Consider the following 14,216-nt stretch of genomic DNA (forward strand, 5'->3'; position numbering starts at 1 on the left):
CCCTCCCGAAAGAGAAGCCTCGCACCTGGCCGGCTTTTACACCGGCCGCATCAGCACCCCGCCGACGCTCCAGTGGATGGTTTTGTCACCGCCCTGCACGCTCTTAGGACGGTGTCCACCAAACCGGCAGCAGGCCAGGCGTCGATGCGGTCGCCGTCGAGGGCCCGTGCGCGGCGGTTCTGGCACGCCCCTTGAAAAGTGGTCCTTCTGAGGTATGGCTTCGCACCATCCTGCGGTATGGCATCGCGCCATATGGCGGACGTTTTTATGCGACAGAAGATGTCGACGGAGGGATGTCCGGACCGAACAAACTCTACCACCGTCGGAAACCGAGGACCCACTGCAAGCCGTGCAGTCAAGACCTTCGATCATAACGAGGCGGAATGCTGAACGCGACGCTTCGGGCGGGAGTTTCAGCTTTCTCTAATACTTCAAGAACAAGGGTAGGACGAACATGAGCTATGAGATTCTAGACTGCACACTGCGCGACGGTGGCTATTATACCAATTGGGATTTTGACGACGAGCTTGTCAAGACATATTTTCATGAGATCGCAAAGCTACCAATCGCGACGCTCGAAGTAGGGTACTGCAATCATCCGCAGCCCGGCTATCGCGGCGAATGGTGTTACCTCGACAAGACCCGCCTCGACTGGGTGCGCCAGCAGATCCGGCCGGATCAGCAGCTCGGCATCATGCTCGACGCCAAGGATTGCACGCCCGAGCGTATTCCGGAATTGCTCGGCTCTCTGGTCGGCACGGTCGATCTGGTCCGTATGGCCGTGGCGCCGAAAGGTTTCGCGCACGGGGTCGCGCTCGCGCGCGCGCTGAAGAAGCTCGGATTCCGGGTGGGCTTCAACACGATGTACCTTTCGACCTATTCCGAAGACATGCGGGAGTTGCGCCCCATCCTCGAAGGCGCCGACGTCATCGATGTCCTCGCGGTCGTCGACAGCTATGGCGGCTGCACGCCGACCCGGGTCGCCGATCAGATCCGCCGGACGATCGCGATGTTCCCGGGCATTCCGATCGGCTTCCACGGGCATGACAACACCTGTCTCGCCTACGCGAACGCCCTGGCGGCGGTCGATGCGGGAGCGACCGGCCTCGACTCGACCTTCGTCGGCATGGGACGCGGCGCCGGCAATGTCCGGACCGAAATGCTACTGGTCCACAAGTCGGCCCATGACACATCGGTCGATTTCGATGCGGTGGCGAACATCGTCGATCAGTTCGAGACCCTGCAGAGCAATTATAAGTGGGGCTCAAACCTCGCCTACATGCTGTCCGGCGCATCCAATCTGCCGCAGAAGGACGTGATGGATTGGCTCGGCAAGAACCGGTACTCGCCTGTTTCGGTCGTGCGTGCGCTCAAGAACCAGAGCAACGCGCTTCTCGATGATCGCGCCTTCCCCGATCTTCAGCCGAACTCCGTGTCGGCCGAGAGCGGAGACACGGTCCTGATCGTCGGCGGCGGGTCGAGCGTGGTCCGGCATCTCGATGCCATCCGCCGCTACGCCAAGGCGAGCGGCGCCCACATCATCCATGCCAACACGCGCCATCTCGATCTGATCGGCACGTTGGGGCAACACGAACTGGTCTGCCTGCCCGGGCATGCCGCGTTGCAGCTGCCAGAAGGCATCGACCAGACGTCGGCGGCGAGCTTCGTCGTCTCCCAGCCGCCCCGCTTCCTCAACACGGTGCCGGACTCGATCACCGGTCCCGTGTTCCAGGCGGCGCCCTATCCGGCGACCGGCGCGAGCATCCTCGGCCCCGTCTCGGATATCGGCCCGCTCGCGCTGGCCTTCGGCGTCGCGCGTGCCCTCTCGGCGCGCAACGTGTACCTCGTCGGCTTCGATGGGTATCCGAACGCGACGATCGCCCAGCAGGAACTCGCCATCGAGACGCAGGCCACGATCAATCGTCTCGCATCCGAGCCGGGCGTCACCGTGTCGAGCCTCACGCCGACCCTGTATGAGGTGGAGACGCGCTCGATCTACGCCGAAGCCCTGGCGGTTGCGGGCTGATCATGACGTCGCGCCTCTCGAACTACGACATTGTTGTCTTTGATTGCGACGGTGTCATCCTCGACTCGAACACGTTCAAGACCACGTTGTTTCGAGAGGTGCTCGCGGGGCACGGCTTCCCCGATGGCGACATCGAGGCCTTCTCCGCCTTCCAGAGCGCCAATTTCGGCCTGTCGCGCTACCGCCTGTTCCAGGCGGTGCTCGACGGCCGATTTGGCGCGATGCGCGACATCCCCCTCGAGACGCTCCTCGAGGATTTCGGACGGCGGTGCCGGGACGGCTATCTGGCACAGCCCGAGACGCCGGATCTGCAGGGGGCTCTGGCGCGTGCCGCCGAGGCCGGGCGGCCCCTCTACATCGTGTCGGGGAGCGCGGAAGAGGAGATGCGCGATGTGCTGAACGCCCGCGGCCTGTCGCGGTATTTCACGCACATCTACGGCTCCCCCACGACGAAGGCGGACAACCTTCGTCGTGTCTTCGCGCACCGGGCGGAGGGAGGCACGGCGATCCGGGAGCGCATGCTGTTCGTCGGCGATGCCTTCGCCGACATGCAGGCGGCCGAGGAAGTGGGCGCCGACTTCCTCTTCATGGCGGCGTTCTCGACGGTCCGTCCCCGCCTGGAAGCCGCGGCGCGGGCCGGCGGCTGGGATGTCATCGAGGACTTGTCGGAACTCAGGTGATCGACGGGCCGTGCTTGGCCAGGGCGGCCTCGACCTTCATGACATCGTGGGGGGTGTCCACCGGGATCGAGTTGTCCGACATGGCGAGCATCTGAACCGTGTGGCCGAGTTCGAGCAGCCGCAGGATTTCAATGTCCTCGACCTGCTCCAACGGCGTCTTTCCGGGATGCTTGGCGAAGGCATCCAGGGCTTGCGCCGGGAAGGCGTAGGCGCAGACCTGTCGGTATCCGAACTGGAACCGTGCTTCTTTTCCTGCCGGAATGGGAGCGCGGCTCATGTACAAGAGCTTCCCCTGGCCATCGAACACCACCTTGGGCGTCATGCGGCTGGTGAATTCTTCCTCGTCGCGGATTGAGCAATAGCCGTTGGCAATCACGTTTGGCGCATTCAGGGCGTGATCGTAGATGATCTGCAGATCGTTGGGGTCGAACAGCGGCTCGTCGCCCTGGACGTTGATGTACACGTCCGCCGGCAGGCGGCTGGCGACTTCGGCCACGCGATCCGTCCCGGTCAGGTGCGTCGTGCTGGTCATGATCGTGCCGATGCCACGATTGTTGCAGGCCGCCTCGATCTCCGGCGCATCGGTGGCGACGACAATCATCTCGCGGTTGAAGACCTTCGCGCACTGCTCATAGGTTCGCACGATCATCGGAACGCCGGCGATCTCGATCAGAGGCTTGTGCGGCAAGCGGGTCGATTGCAGCCTTGCGGGAATCACAACGCGGACTGTCGGCCTCATGACACATTTCCTATGGGGCTCCGCCTGAGTGGTGGCGTCGCCCAAAATCCTAGAGCGTAATGTCCTTGGGTACCAGCCGGAAGCGTGGCCTCAGGCCGGCCGGGGCCGAGGGTCGTGCGCTGCCGGACCCGATCGCGCGTCAGGGCGCCGGCCCCCTGCGCCGGCCCCCTGCGCCGGCCCCCTGCCCCGGCGCCGGTTCGGCACGGTGGTCCCGCCCAGGGACCGGGTCCCGGCGCCCGCGCTGCGCGCCCGCGGGCCCAACAGGCCGGGCCGCCTGTCACACGAGGGGGGCGGTCGGGACCGCGACGCCTCGGCGCCGATCGTGCATCTGGCGGGACCCGGTGGCGGCGCGGTCCACGGAGCCGATGGGCTGTTTCGGCCGGGGGCGCGCGCGCCCTGCAACAGGATGTGCGTCAACGATGAGACAGGGCGAGACGAGCCCCCCGACCGACCGCGTCGGAACGATCTGCCGATCCCTCCGAAGGGCCATCGTCGAGAGGGCCCTGACCCCCGGTGATCGGCTCCCCGAGGACGCCCTCGGCGAGCGGTTCAGCGTCAGCCGCACCATCGCGCGGCAAGCCCTCGTCCAGCTCGCGGGCGAAGGCTTGGTCGAGCTGCGCCGCAACCGCATCGCCGTGGTCGCGAGCCCGAGTTGGGAGGAGGCGCGCGATACGTTCGACGTGCGCATCAGCCTGGAGCGGCTCGTGGTCCAGCGGCTGGCGGGCGGCCTCAGCGCCGAGCAGCGGGCCGCGCTCGAAGCGCATATCGCGGGCGAGGAGCGGGCGAGCGGCGGCCCGGAGGCGGCCTCGATCCGGCTCGCCACGGAGTTCCACCTGCTGCTCGCCGAGATGACCGGGAGCCCGGTGCTCGGCCGCTACGTCGCCGAACTCGGCTATCGCTGCGCCCTGATCCTCTCGCTCTACAGCCGGCCGCACTCGTCCGACTGTGCGGTGAGCGAGCACCGGGAGATCGTGGCGGCGCTGGTGGCGGGCGATGCCGGAGCGGCGGTCGCCCTGATGGATCACCATCTCGATGCGGTGGCCGAGCGGGCCCGCATCCTCAGCGAGCCCCGGCGCGAGCGCGACCTCATCCGTCTGCTCGCCCCCTATGTCGAGGGCTGATACGGGCTCCGCTTGATCAAAGCGGAGCCCGTATCAGTCCAGCCCGCGCGGCGTTTGAGCGAAGCCCACATCCGCCATCCCGAAGGGATCAACCGGATTTGGTATGAGGCGTCGGCCGCCGGATCGTGTCCGACGGGTCAGGCCGACACGCCCTGCCGTTCGAGCAGCCGCTCGGCGCTGTCGTTCCACACCTCCATGGACACGATCAGGCCGTCCCGCACGGTGAAACGGTCGACGTAGCGGTTCCCCTCGAACGGGGTGCCGTCCGGCCAGGCACCGTAGAGCGTGCCGAGGCTGTAGACGGTGGTGACGCCCTCCCCTTGCACCACGTCGAGCCGCTCCATCCGCTTCTTGACCCAGGCGTAGCGGCCGGCGTTGAACGCCGTGACCTCGCGCGGATGCCGGAACACCCGGCCCCCGGTGAAGACGATGCTGATGCCGGGCGCCATGTAGCCCGCGGCGGTCTCGGGATCGGGCACCATCGAGGCCTCCAGATAGGCCGTCACCGCCGCCGCATCGCGCGCGGCCTGCGCTTCCTTTGCGTCCATGCTGGACTCTCCCTGGGGCTCGGCGTGCGTCCGGCGCGGCGCCGCCGACCGAGCATGGCGGAGCCGAGGCAACCTTGCATGCAGAAAGTGTATGCACTTTGTCGAGGATTTATGCACACTTCGTCCCTGGGCCACGAACGATTCGGAAAACACGAGCAGAATCAACGGCGCGTTGGCTGGCACGGCTGTTGCGGTCGTCGGTCGACCACATACGGGATCGGACCGCCATGCCTCGACGCCTCACCGCCGCCCGATCCCTCTGGCGGCGCCTCGCCCTCGGCGCCCTGCTGGCGGGGCTCACGAGCCTCGGACCGGCGCGGGCCGCCGAACCGGTCCGGATCGGTCTCGTCACCGCGCTCAGCGGCCAATCGGCGAAATCGGGCGAGGCGATCTCCCGCGGGATCGGCCTCGCGATCGAGGAGATCAACCGCGCCGGCGGCGTCCTCGGCCGCCCCCTGGAACTCGTCGCCCGCGACGACGAGGCCAACCCCTCGAAAGGCGTGCTCGCCGCCCGCGAACTGATCCAGCGCGCCGGCGTCGTTGCGCTGATCGGCGGCCTCGACACGCCGGTTTCCATGGCGATCGTGCCGATCGCCAACCAGATGAAGGTGCCCTTCGTCGGGCCCTGGGCGGCCGGCACCGGCATCACCCGCAACGGGGCGGCCGACAACTACGTGTTCCGGGTCTCGGCGGTCGATGCCCTCGTGGACGAGGCCCTCGTCGCCTACGCGGTGAAGACCTACGGAGCGAAGAAGCCCGGCGCGATCCTCGTCAACAACGCCTGGGGCGAGTCGAACCAGCAGGGGATCGTCGCGGCGCTGAAGGCCGCGGGTCTCCCGAGTGCCGGCATCGAGAAATACGAGGCCAACGACATCGACATGGTTCCGCAGCTGTCCCGGCTGCGGGAGGCCGGTGCCGACGCGCTGTTCCTGGTCGGCAATGTCGGTCCCTCGGCCCAGGTGGTGAAGTCCCTCGCCCGGATGGGCTGGGACGTGCCGGTGATCTCCCATTGGGGGCCGGCGGGCGGGCGCTTCGACGAGCTCGCGGGCCCCGGCGCGGCGCGGGTGCATTTCGTCCAGACCTTCACCTTCGCGGGCAACGACAGCCCGAAGGCGAAGGCGGTGCTCGAGGCCCTCAAGGCGAAGTACCCGGCGATCAAGTCCATGGCCGACGTCACGCCCGCCGTCGGCATCGCCAACGCCTACGACGCCACGCACCTGATCGCCCTGGCGATCCAGGCGGCGGGCGCCACCGACGGGCCGAAGGTCCGCGACGGCTTCTACAAGGTCCCGGCCTATGCCGGCCTGATCAAGACCTACGAGAGGCCGTTCGCGCCGGACCGGCACGACGCCCTGAGGCCGGACGACTACATCTTCGCGAGCTTCCGGAACGGCGAGATCGTCGCGGTGTCCAAGTGATCAGTTTCCAATTGATCGGTGTCCAAGTGACCGGTGTCCAAGTGACCGGTGTCCAAGTGATCGGTGTCCAAGTGAGGGGCGCCAGGAGCCGCCCGGCCGGGCGCGAGCGGGAGACGGCGCCATGCTGACCAGCATCCTCGTCAGCGGCCTCGGCCTCGGCAGCATGTACGGGCTGGTGGCGCTCGGCTTCCACATCACCTTCGCGGTCTCCGGCACCGTGAACTTCGCGCAGGGCAGCGCCGTCACCCTGGGGGCGGTGCTGGGCTACACCTTCGGGGTCCAGCTCGGCTGGCCGATGCCGCTGGCGGCCGCCGCGGCCCTGGCCGGCTGCGCCCTTCTCGGGCTCGCCGTCGAGCGCCTGCTGGTGCGCCCCTTCGTCGTGCGCGGCTCCGATGCGTGGCTCCTGGCGACGGTGGCCGGCGGCATCATCCTCGACAACGTCCTGCTGTTCACCTTCGGCAAGGAGCCGCGCAGCCTGCCCTCCGCCCTGGTCGCTTCCCCCGTCCAGGTTCTGGGGGCCGGCATCTACCCGCTCCAGCTCGTGATCCCGGTGGTCGGCGTCGCGGCGGCTCTGGCGATCCGCGCCGTGTTCCGTGGGACCGAACTCGGCCGCGTGCTGCTGGCGGTGGCGCAGAACGCGGAGGCCGCGCGGCTGATGGGCATCGACGTCGGCCGCACCGTGGCCTGCGCCTTCGCGCTCTCGGCGGTGCTCGCGGGCGCAGCGGGCCTGCTCATCGCGCCGCTCTTCTCCGTCTCGGCCGAGATGGGCGCCCTGTTCGGCATCAAGGCCTTCGCGGTGGCGATCCTCGGCGGGATCGGCTCGGCCACCGGCGTGGTGCTGGCGGGCCTCCTCTACGGTCTCGTGGAGGCCGGCGTCACCGCCACGCTCGGCTCCGGGGCGACCCAGATCGTCGTCTTCTCGGTCATCATCCTGGCGCTGGCGCTCCGCCCGAACGGCCTGCTCGGCCGCGCCGCCGTCAACAAGGTCTGAGATCATGCGCGCGCCTCTCGGAGGGCCGGCCGTCATGCCGCTCGTCATGCCGCTCGTCATCCTGGCCCTGACGCTGGCGGGGCTCGGCCTCGTCGCAGCGACGAGCGGCTACAGCCATTTCGTCATCGCCCTGGTGGCCCTGACCGTGCTCGCCGGCACCGGCCTCAACGTCCTGCTCGGGCTGGCCGGCCTGATCTCCTTCGGCCATGCGGGCTTCTACGCGCTGGGCGCCTATGCGAGCGCGATCCTGACGCTGAACGGCGTGAGCTTCTGGCTGGCGCTTCCCGCCGCGGCCGGCCTCTCCGCCCTGGTCGGCGCGGCGCTCGCCGTGCCGTCGATGCGGGTGCGCGGGCCCTACCTCGCCATGGTGACGATCGCCTTCGGCTTCCTCGTGGAGCACGCGCTGATCGAGGGCGGGGAGCTGACCGGCGGCCAGAACGGCCTCGTCGTCGCGACCGGCCCGAGCCTGTTCGGCGTCCCCCTCGGCGAGCGCGATCTCGCATGGCTCGCGGTGCTCGGGGCGGGCCTCAGCCTCTACGGCTTCCACCGGCTCCGCCATGCCCGTCTCGGGCAGGCCTTGCGCGCGGTGCGCGACGCGGATGTGGCCGCCGCCTCGATGGGCTTCGATCCGGTCCGGGTGAAGACCGCCGCCTTCGCGATCTCGGCGGCGCTGACCGGGCTCGCGGGCGCGGTGCTGCCGCCGCTGATGCTGTTCATCGCGCCGAGTTCGTTCCCGTTCACGCAGTCGATCCTGTTCGTCCTCTCGGTGGTGGTCGGCGGGGCCGGCACCGTGCTCGGGCCCCTGTTCGGCGCGCTGGTGACGGTGCTCCTGCCCGAGGCCCTGGCGGGGCTGGCCGAGTACCGGCTGCTGTTCTTCGGCCTGACGACCCTGGTGGTGCTCTGGCTCGTGCCGGCGGGCATCGTCGGCAGCCTGGCCCGCCTGCTGCCGCGGGGCGGCGAGGCGCGCCCGGAGGCGCATGCGAGCGCGCCCGACTTCCTGCACCGCGCCGAGGGCGAGCCGCTCGCCGTCGAGGGGCTCGGCATCGCCTTCGGCGGGATCCGGGCGGCGGACGGGGTCGCCTTCGAGGCTTTGCCCGGCGCCATCACCAGCGTCATCGGGCCGAACGGCGCCGGCAAGACCACCGTCCTCAACATGATCTCGGGCTTCTACCGGCCGAGCGCCGGCACGATCCGCCTCGGGGGGCGCGACCTCGCCGGCCGGCCGGCCCATGCGATCGCCCGCGCCGGCCTCGCCCGCACCTATCAGACGACCCGGCTGTTCGGCTCCCTCAGCGTCGTCGAGAACGTCGTCCTCGCCCGTGCCCCCGGGCGCCTGCTGCGCCGGGCGCAGCCGCAGGACCGGCAGGAGGCGGCGGCCCTGCTGGCCTTCGTCGGCTATGCCGGCGCCCTCGACCGCCCGGCCGCCGAACTGCCGCATGTCGACCGGCGGCTGGTGGAGATCGCCCGCGCGCTCGCCGGGGCGCCGCAGGTGCTGCTCCTCGACGAGCCGGCCGCCGGCCTCGCCCGGGCCGAAACCGACCGCCTCGGCGGGTTGCTGCGCCGGATCGCGGCCTGCGGCATCGCCGTGATCCTCGTGGAGCACGACATGCCCCTGGTGATGGGCGTGTCCGACCGCATCCTCGTCATGGATGCGGGCCGCCCGATCGCCCATGGCACGCCCGCGGAGGTCCGCCGGGACCCCGCTGTCCTGCGGGCCTATCTCGGGGCCGCCGAGACCCCGGCCCGGCCGCGGGCCGCGCCCTGGAGCGGTCGGCCCGAACCGGTGCTGGCGGCCCACGATCTGCGGGCGGGCTACGGCGCCGCGCCCGTCCTCGACGGCATTGCCCTCGCGGTGCGGCCCGGCGAGACCGTGGCGCTGCTCGGCGCGAACGGGGCCGGCAAGTCGACGGCGATGCGGGCGCTGTCCGGGCTGCTGCGCCCGGTCGAGGGGTCGGTGGTGCTGGCCGACGGCGCGATCGCGGCGCTGCCCGCCCACCGGATCGCGCGCCTCGGCCTCGCGCTGGTGCCCGAAGGCCGGCAGGTCTTTCCCGAACTCACCGTGGTCGAGAACATCCGCCTCGGCGCCTGGAGCCGCGGCGGCCGGGTCGATCCGGCGGAGGTCGAGGCTCTGCTCGACCGCTTCCCGCGCCTGCGCGAGCGGGCGGGCAGCCGCGCCGGCCTGCTCTCGGGCGGGGAGCAGCAGATGCTCGCGATCGCCCGCGGGTTGATGGCGCGCCCGCGCATCCTCCTGCTCGACGAGCCCTCCCTCGGGCTCGCGCCGGCCATCATCAACAGCCTCTACGCCACGGTCGCCGAGCTGCGCGATGCCGGCACGACGATCCTGATCGTCGATCAGATGGCCGCGCTCGCGCTGACCGTGGCGGACCGGGGCTACGTCCTCGAACAGGGCCGCGTCGCCGCCTCGGGCACCGCGGCGGAGCTCAAGGCGGATGCGGCGCTCGAGGCGGCCTATCTCGGCGCCGCGTGAGGCCATGCGCGTCCCCGCAACGACAGGAGCGAGACCATCCCCGTGACGACATCGGAGCCGAACGCCTCCGGCCATGGCCGCTACGCCTATTCCGCCCTGCCGGACCGGCCGGTCTACGACTGGCCGGGGGGGAAACGCCTCGCCGTCTATCTCGCCCTCAACCTCGAAACCTTCCGGTTCGGCGACGGCCTCGGCGCCGAACTGGCACCGGGCGGGCCGCAGCCGGACGTGCTGAACTTCGCCTGGCGCGACTGGGGCAACCGGGTCGGCGCGTGGCGCATCCGCGACATGCTCGACGCGTTGGGCCTGCCGGCGAGCATCCTCGTCAACAGCCGGATCTACCGGGACTGCCCGGGCCTGATCGAGGCCTTTCGCGCCCGCGGCGACGAGATCGTCGGGCATGGGCGCAGCAATGCCGAGCGGCAGGGCACGCTCCCGGAGGCGGAGGAGCGGGCGCTGATCGCCGAGGCGACCGCGGTGCTGACGCGCGAGGAAGGCCGGGCCCCGGCCGGCTGGCTCGGACCCTGGATCTCGCAATCGCCGGTCACCCCGGATCTGCTGGCGGAGGCGGGCTATCGCTACCTGCTCGACTGGTGCCACGACGACCAGCCGACCTGGTTCGCGACGCGCGACGGCGGACGCATCCTCTCGGTGCCCTATCCGCAGGAGCTGAACGACATCCCGGCGATCGTCGCCCGCAAGGAGACGGGCCGGGCCTTCGCCGAGGCCATCACCGACGCCTTCGAGGAGATGCGCGAACAGGCGCGCCACGCGCCGCTGGTCATGGGCATCGCCCTGCATCCCTACATCGTCGGCCAGCCGCACCGGCTGCGGCCCCTGCGGCAGGCGCTCGAACGGATCGCCGGTCACCGGGACACGGTCTGGATCACCACGGCCGGCGCGATCGCGGCGCACGCCGCCGGGTTGGCGGCCTAGCGGCACCCGGCCGGCCTCACATCCCCGGGCGATCCTCGCTCGCCCCACCTGAACGGAAGCCCCGGGGTGCCCCGATGGATCGTCGCCAACACCCTCACCCCGCCGCGCCGACCGCCACGCGGCGCGCGCTCCTCCTGACCTCCGCGGCTGCCCTGGGGGCTTCGACCATGCCGAGCCGACCCTTCGCCGAAGCGGGCAGCCCCCGCGGCGCCCTCGCCCGGTCCCGCCAGGGCATGGTGACGAGCCCGCACGAGCTCGCGAGCGAGGCCGGGCGGGAGGTCCTGCGGGCGGGCGGCAACGCCATCGAGGCGGCGATCGCCATCAACGCCACCCTCTGCGTGACCTATCCGCATTTCTGCGGCCTGGGCGGCGACGCCTTCATGATCGTCAGCGACCGCAACGGCGCCAGCTTTACGTTGTCCGGCATCGGCCAGGCGGCCGCGAGCCTGCCGGATGACGGCCGGCCCATTCCCGTGCGTGGCCCCGGATCGGCGATCACGGCGGCGGCGGCCGTCGATACCTGGGAGCAGGCCTTCACCTTCAGCCAGCGGGCTTGGGGCGGGCGGCAATCGTGGAAGAGCCTGTTCCAGCGCGCCATCGCCTGCGCGTCGGACGGCTTCCCCCTGACGCCGTCGCAGCGCTTCTGGGCGAATTTCCGCGCCAAGGAGATCGGCACCTGGCCCGATGTCGTGCGCGCCTTCACCGCCGACGGCCGCATCCCGGATGTCGGGGAGACCTTTCGCCAGCCCGACCTCGCCCGCACCCTCACGGCGCTTGCGGAGACGGGCGGCCGCGACTTCTACGAGGGCGACCTCGCCCAGCGGATCGCGCGGGGCCTGGCGAAGGCGGGGTCGCCCCTGACCGCGGACGACCTCGCCCGCTGCCGGGCCCGGAACGAGAGCGCCCTGCGGGTGCCCTACCGGGGCGGGGAGCTCCTCAGCCTGCGCCCGCCGACCCAGGGCCTCACCACCCTCGCGATCATGGGCGTGCTCGACCGATTCGACCTCGCCTCCGTCCCCGAGGGCAGCGCCGACTATTACCACCTCCTCGTCGAGGCGGTGAAGCGGGCCTTCATCGACCGCAACCGCTTCATCGCCGATCCCGATTTCGTCGATGTCCCGGTCGAGCGGCTGCTGTCGGCCTCCCACCTCGATGCGCAGGCCCGCCGCATCGATCCGCGCCAGGCCGCGCCCTGGCCGCACGTCTTCCAGACCGGCGACACCGTCTTCGTCGGGGCGGCCGACCGGGACGGCAATTGTGTCAGCCTGCTGCAGACGATCTACTTCGATTGGGGGAGCGGCGTCGTCGCGGGCGATACCGGCATCCTCTGGCACAATCGCGGCGCGGCGTTCAGCGCCCAGGCCGGCAGCATCAACGCCCTTCGCCCCGGCAAGCGGCCGTTCCACACCCTCAATCCCGGGATGTATCTCACGGATGGCCGCCCGCGCCTGCTCTACGGAACGCAAGGGGCGGACGGGCAGCCGCAGACCCTGGCGGCGGTGCTGACGCGCCTGATCGATTACCGCTTCGACCCGCTCACGGCGCTCGCCCGGCCCCGATTCCTGCTCGGAAAGACCTTCTCCGACAGCCGCGACAGCCTGAAGCTCGAACTCGATGCGGGGCAGGCGGTGTTCGACGAACTCAAGGCGCGGGGGCACGCGATCAGCCCCATCCCCGCGCAGAGCCCGCTCGCCGGCCATCCGGGGGCCATCCGCATCGAGGAGGATGGCGGCTTCGTCGGTGCGCACGATCCGCGCAGCGACGGCCTCGCCCTCGGTCTCTGACGCCCAGGGGACGCGGGACCGGCTCCGCGGCCGATCGCGTCTTGCCCTGAACGGTCCATGCTGCCCAGCCCATGCGGCCCGTCGGCCCGGGCTCGCCCGGACGGGGGAGCCTCTCCCCTCACCACCCTTGCGGGGGGCGGGATCCGTTGCTGGCGCGCGCCGCGGCGGGGGCGGCGGGCGATGCGGGCAGCGCGTCGGTCAGGAAGCGCGGGCGATCCGTTCCGCCGCCGGTGGTCGCGGGGCGCGGCACCGTCGGGATCGCCGGTTCCGCCGCGGCGGGCGCGGCCGGCGCCAGATATTGCGGCGCCGCCGAGGCCTGCGGCAGCGTCACGAGGGTCCGGCTGCCGTTCACCGCCACGGTCGGGCTCGTCCGCACGGGGGGAGCCGGGACGACGGTTGGGGCGACGGCCGTGGCGACCTCGACCGCCTCCGGCTCCGGCGCCTGGATCTTCGGGCTCGCGACGCGTCGGCGCTGGATCCCCGCGCCCACATCCTGGACGGGGCCGAGGCGCATCCGGGTGAGGTCGGCCAGGAGGGCCTCGGCCGTTGTCGACTGTCGCCGGCAATGCTGCACCCGGATCGAGGCCGCGACCGGCCCGCGCAGGGCGCCGCGCCCCAGTTCGACGCGATCGAGCCCGTCGATCCATTGCCACGCATAGGCGCAGCGCTCGTTCACGGCCACGCCCAGGGGGCCGTAGGCGTTGTGCACCGGCCGGTGCAGGATCCGGTAGGCCCCGCCGCCCTCGAGGCTCGCCAGTTCGGCGGCGATCCCGGCCCGGCTCGGCCGCTCCATCGCCGGATCGTCCCAGACCCGGCCCGACGCGATCGTCAGATCGATCCGGCCGCGGGTGGCGCCGTGAACGATGCGCTGCCGGAGGCCGGCGCTCGACTGCGTCTCCGTGACGGCGGTGACGGGGCCGCTGTTCGGCAGGGAGACGAGGGGCCGGTTGCCGGTCGATCCGAGGGCGCTGAAGGCCGTCTCGAACCGCGGCGCCGTCCGGCGCGCCGTCGCGCTCTGGCAGGCGCCGAGCAGGGTGAGGCCGAGCAGGACGCCGATGCGAACCGGCGTCCGGCCGGTGCCGCGGTGCGGCCGTTCGAGGGAGAGCGGCGATCCGATCATCGATCCTGTCCTGCCATGCGCGGTTCGCCGCGGCCCGTGCCGGCCGTATCGAAGGGGCCGAACCGCTCCCCGTCCCGGAACGGCGCCGGCCGCGGCGCCCCGTTCGGGACCAGTGTGCCGGTCTCGGCTTGCGCGAGGGTGCCGATCGCGGGCGTCGGCGGGCCGGCCTGGAGGCTCGCCCGGTCGGTGCCGTTCCAGGCCGGCAGCAGCGCGAAGCCGTCGCGCTCGTAGGGCATCGGCCCGACCCCGATGACGCGGCGGGCGATCAGCGGCGGCGCGGCGCGGGTGTCCCGCAGGAACTCGCCCTCTCGGGGCCGGGCCGGGCCGGCGCTCCCCTCCCCGAGCCGCAGCGGGTTCTCGGCGCC

General features: G+C 71.1%; 11 protein-coding genes and 1 pseudogene. 8 read left to right on the forward strand and 4 right to left on the reverse strand.

Going from position 1 to position 14,216, the window contains the following annotated elements; all coding sequences use genetic code 11:
• Positions 1 to 454: 454 nt before the first annotated feature.
• Entirely contained in the window at positions 455 to 2,026 is a 1,572-nt protein-coding gene (locus LW587_RS15190) for a hypothetical protein (RefSeq protein WP_232630430.1), read from the forward strand.
• Positions 2,027 to 2,028: 2 nt separating this feature from the next.
• Complete coding sequence (locus LW587_RS15195; RefSeq protein WP_232630431.1) at positions 2,029 to 2,706, forward strand: HAD family hydrolase; 678 nt, start codon at positions 2,029 to 2,031, stop codon at positions 2,704 to 2,706.
• Here the strand turns inward: LW587_RS15195 and LW587_RS15200 are convergent.
• Positions 2,699 to 3,445 carry a 3-deoxy-manno-octulosonate cytidylyltransferase gene (locus LW587_RS15200; protein ID WP_232630432.1) on the reverse strand — a complete coding sequence of 249 codons (747 nt, stop codon included), beginning with the start codon at positions 3,443 to 3,445 and terminating at the stop codon, positions 2,699 to 2,701. The two genes, LW587_RS15195 and LW587_RS15200, sit on opposite strands and share 8 nt — an antisense overlap.
• 419 nt (positions 3,446 to 3,864) lie before the next feature.
• On the opposite strand from LW587_RS15200, the gene LW587_RS15205 reads away from it, so the two are divergent.
• Positions 3,865 to 4,566, forward strand: coding sequence for a GntR family transcriptional regulator (locus tag LW587_RS15205; protein ID WP_232630433.1), 702 nt, complete (start codon positions 3,865 to 3,867; stop codon positions 4,564 to 4,566).
• A 137-nt stretch (positions 4,567 to 4,703) separates the two neighbouring features.
• Here the strand turns inward: LW587_RS15205 and LW587_RS15210 are convergent, their stop codons facing one another.
• The gene (locus tag LW587_RS15210; RefSeq protein WP_232630434.1) at positions 4,704 to 5,114 is read right to left on the reverse strand and encodes a nuclear transport factor 2 family protein; all 411 of its coding nucleotides are present in this window, start codon (positions 5,112 to 5,114) and stop codon (positions 4,704 to 4,706) included.
• A gap of 227 nt (positions 5,115 to 5,341) precedes the next feature.
• Here LW587_RS15210 and LW587_RS15215 point away from each other — a divergent pair, with 227 nt between their 5' ends.
• The 5 genes from LW587_RS15215 to LW587_RS15235 all read left to right on the forward strand — a co-directional run bounded on the left by LW587_RS15215 (position 5,342) and on the right by LW587_RS15235 (position 12,731).
• Positions 5,342 to 6,532, forward strand: a complete 1,191-nt coding sequence (locus LW587_RS15215) for an ABC transporter substrate-binding protein (protein ID WP_232630435.1) — start codon at positions 5,342 to 5,344, stop codon at positions 6,530 to 6,532.
• A 121-nt stretch (positions 6,533 to 6,653) separates the two neighbouring features.
• Positions 6,654 to 7,523 (forward strand): branched-chain amino acid ABC transporter permease, encoded by an 870-nt coding sequence (locus LW587_RS15220; protein ID WP_232630436.1) that lies wholly within the window; start codon positions 6,654 to 6,656, stop codon positions 7,521 to 7,523.
• Positions 7,524 to 7,527: 4 nt separating this feature from the next.
• Entirely contained in the window at positions 7,528 to 10,011 is a 2,484-nt protein-coding gene (locus tag LW587_RS15225; RefSeq protein ID WP_232630437.1) for a branched-chain amino acid ABC transporter ATP-binding protein/permease, read from the forward strand.
• A 42-nt stretch (positions 10,012 to 10,053) separates the two neighbouring features.
• A complete protein-coding gene (locus LW587_RS15230) occupies positions 10,054 to 10,947 on the forward strand; it encodes a polysaccharide deacetylase family protein (RefSeq protein ID WP_232630438.1) in 894 nt (297 codons plus the stop codon).
• Between the two features lie 167 nt (positions 10,948 to 11,114).
• Positions 11,115 to 12,731, forward strand: a complete 1,617-nt coding sequence (locus LW587_RS15235) for a gamma-glutamyltransferase family protein (protein ID WP_232630439.1) — start codon at positions 11,115 to 11,117, stop codon at positions 12,729 to 12,731.
• Positions 12,732 to 12,849: 118 nt separating this feature from the next.
• Here LW587_RS15235 and bcsN read toward each other — a convergent pair whose 3' ends face one another.
• Together bcsN and LW587_RS15245 are read right to left on the reverse strand one after the other, a co-directional pair.
• Positions 12,850 to 13,851 (reverse strand): cellulose biosynthesis protein BcsN, encoded by a 1,002-nt coding sequence (gene bcsN, locus LW587_RS15240; RefSeq protein ID WP_232630440.1) that lies wholly within the window; start codon positions 13,849 to 13,851, stop codon positions 12,850 to 12,852.
• Positions 13,848 to 14,216 (reverse strand): annotated as a pseudogene (locus LW587_RS15245) (hypothetical protein); the annotation flags it as partial. The pseudogene LW587_RS15245 and the gene bcsN, both read right to left, overlap by 4 nt.

The organism is Methylobacterium sp. Leaf118, assembly GCF_920984675.1.
In the GTDB taxonomy this organism is placed as follows: Bacteria; Pseudomonadota; Alphaproteobacteria; order Rhizobiales; family Beijerinckiaceae; genus Methylobacterium.

What these genes read in the sequence shown, in the direction of transcription:
- LW587_RS15190 (WP_232630430.1), top strand. Translation starts at nt 455, where the DNA reads ATGAGCTATGAGATTCTAGACTGCACACTGCGCGACGGTGGCTATTAT.
- LW587_RS15220 (WP_232630436.1), top strand. Translation starts at nt 6,654, where the DNA reads ATGCTGACCAGCATCCTCGTCAGCGGCCTCGGCCTCGGCAGCATGTAC.
- LW587_RS15195 (WP_232630431.1), top strand. Translation starts at nt 2,029, where the DNA reads ATGACGTCGCGCCTCTCGAACTACGACATTGTTGTCTTTGATTGCGAC.
- LW587_RS15215 (WP_232630435.1), top strand. Translation starts at nt 5,342, where the DNA reads ATGCCTCGACGCCTCACCGCCGCCCGATCCCTCTGGCGGCGCCTCGCC.
- LW587_RS15200 (WP_232630432.1), bottom strand. Translation starts at nt 3,445, where the DNA reads ATGAGGCCGACAGTCCGCGTTGTGATTCCCGCAAGGCTGCAATCGACC.
- LW587_RS15205 (WP_232630433.1), top strand. Translation starts at nt 3,865, where the DNA reads ATGAGACAGGGCGAGACGAGCCCCCCGACCGACCGCGTCGGAACGATC.
- bcsN (WP_232630440.1), bottom strand. Translation starts at nt 13,851, where the DNA reads ATGATCGGATCGCCGCTCTCCCTCGAACGGCCGCACCGCGGCACCGGC.
- LW587_RS15210 (WP_232630434.1), bottom strand. Translation starts at nt 5,114, where the DNA reads ATGGACGCAAAGGAAGCGCAGGCCGCGCGCGATGCGGCGGCGGTGACG.
- LW587_RS15235 (WP_232630439.1), top strand. Translation starts at nt 11,115, where the DNA reads ATGCCGAGCCGACCCTTCGCCGAAGCGGGCAGCCCCCGCGGCGCCCTC.
- LW587_RS15225 (WP_232630437.1), top strand. Translation starts at nt 7,528, where the DNA reads ATGCGCGCGCCTCTCGGAGGGCCGGCCGTCATGCCGCTCGTCATGCCG.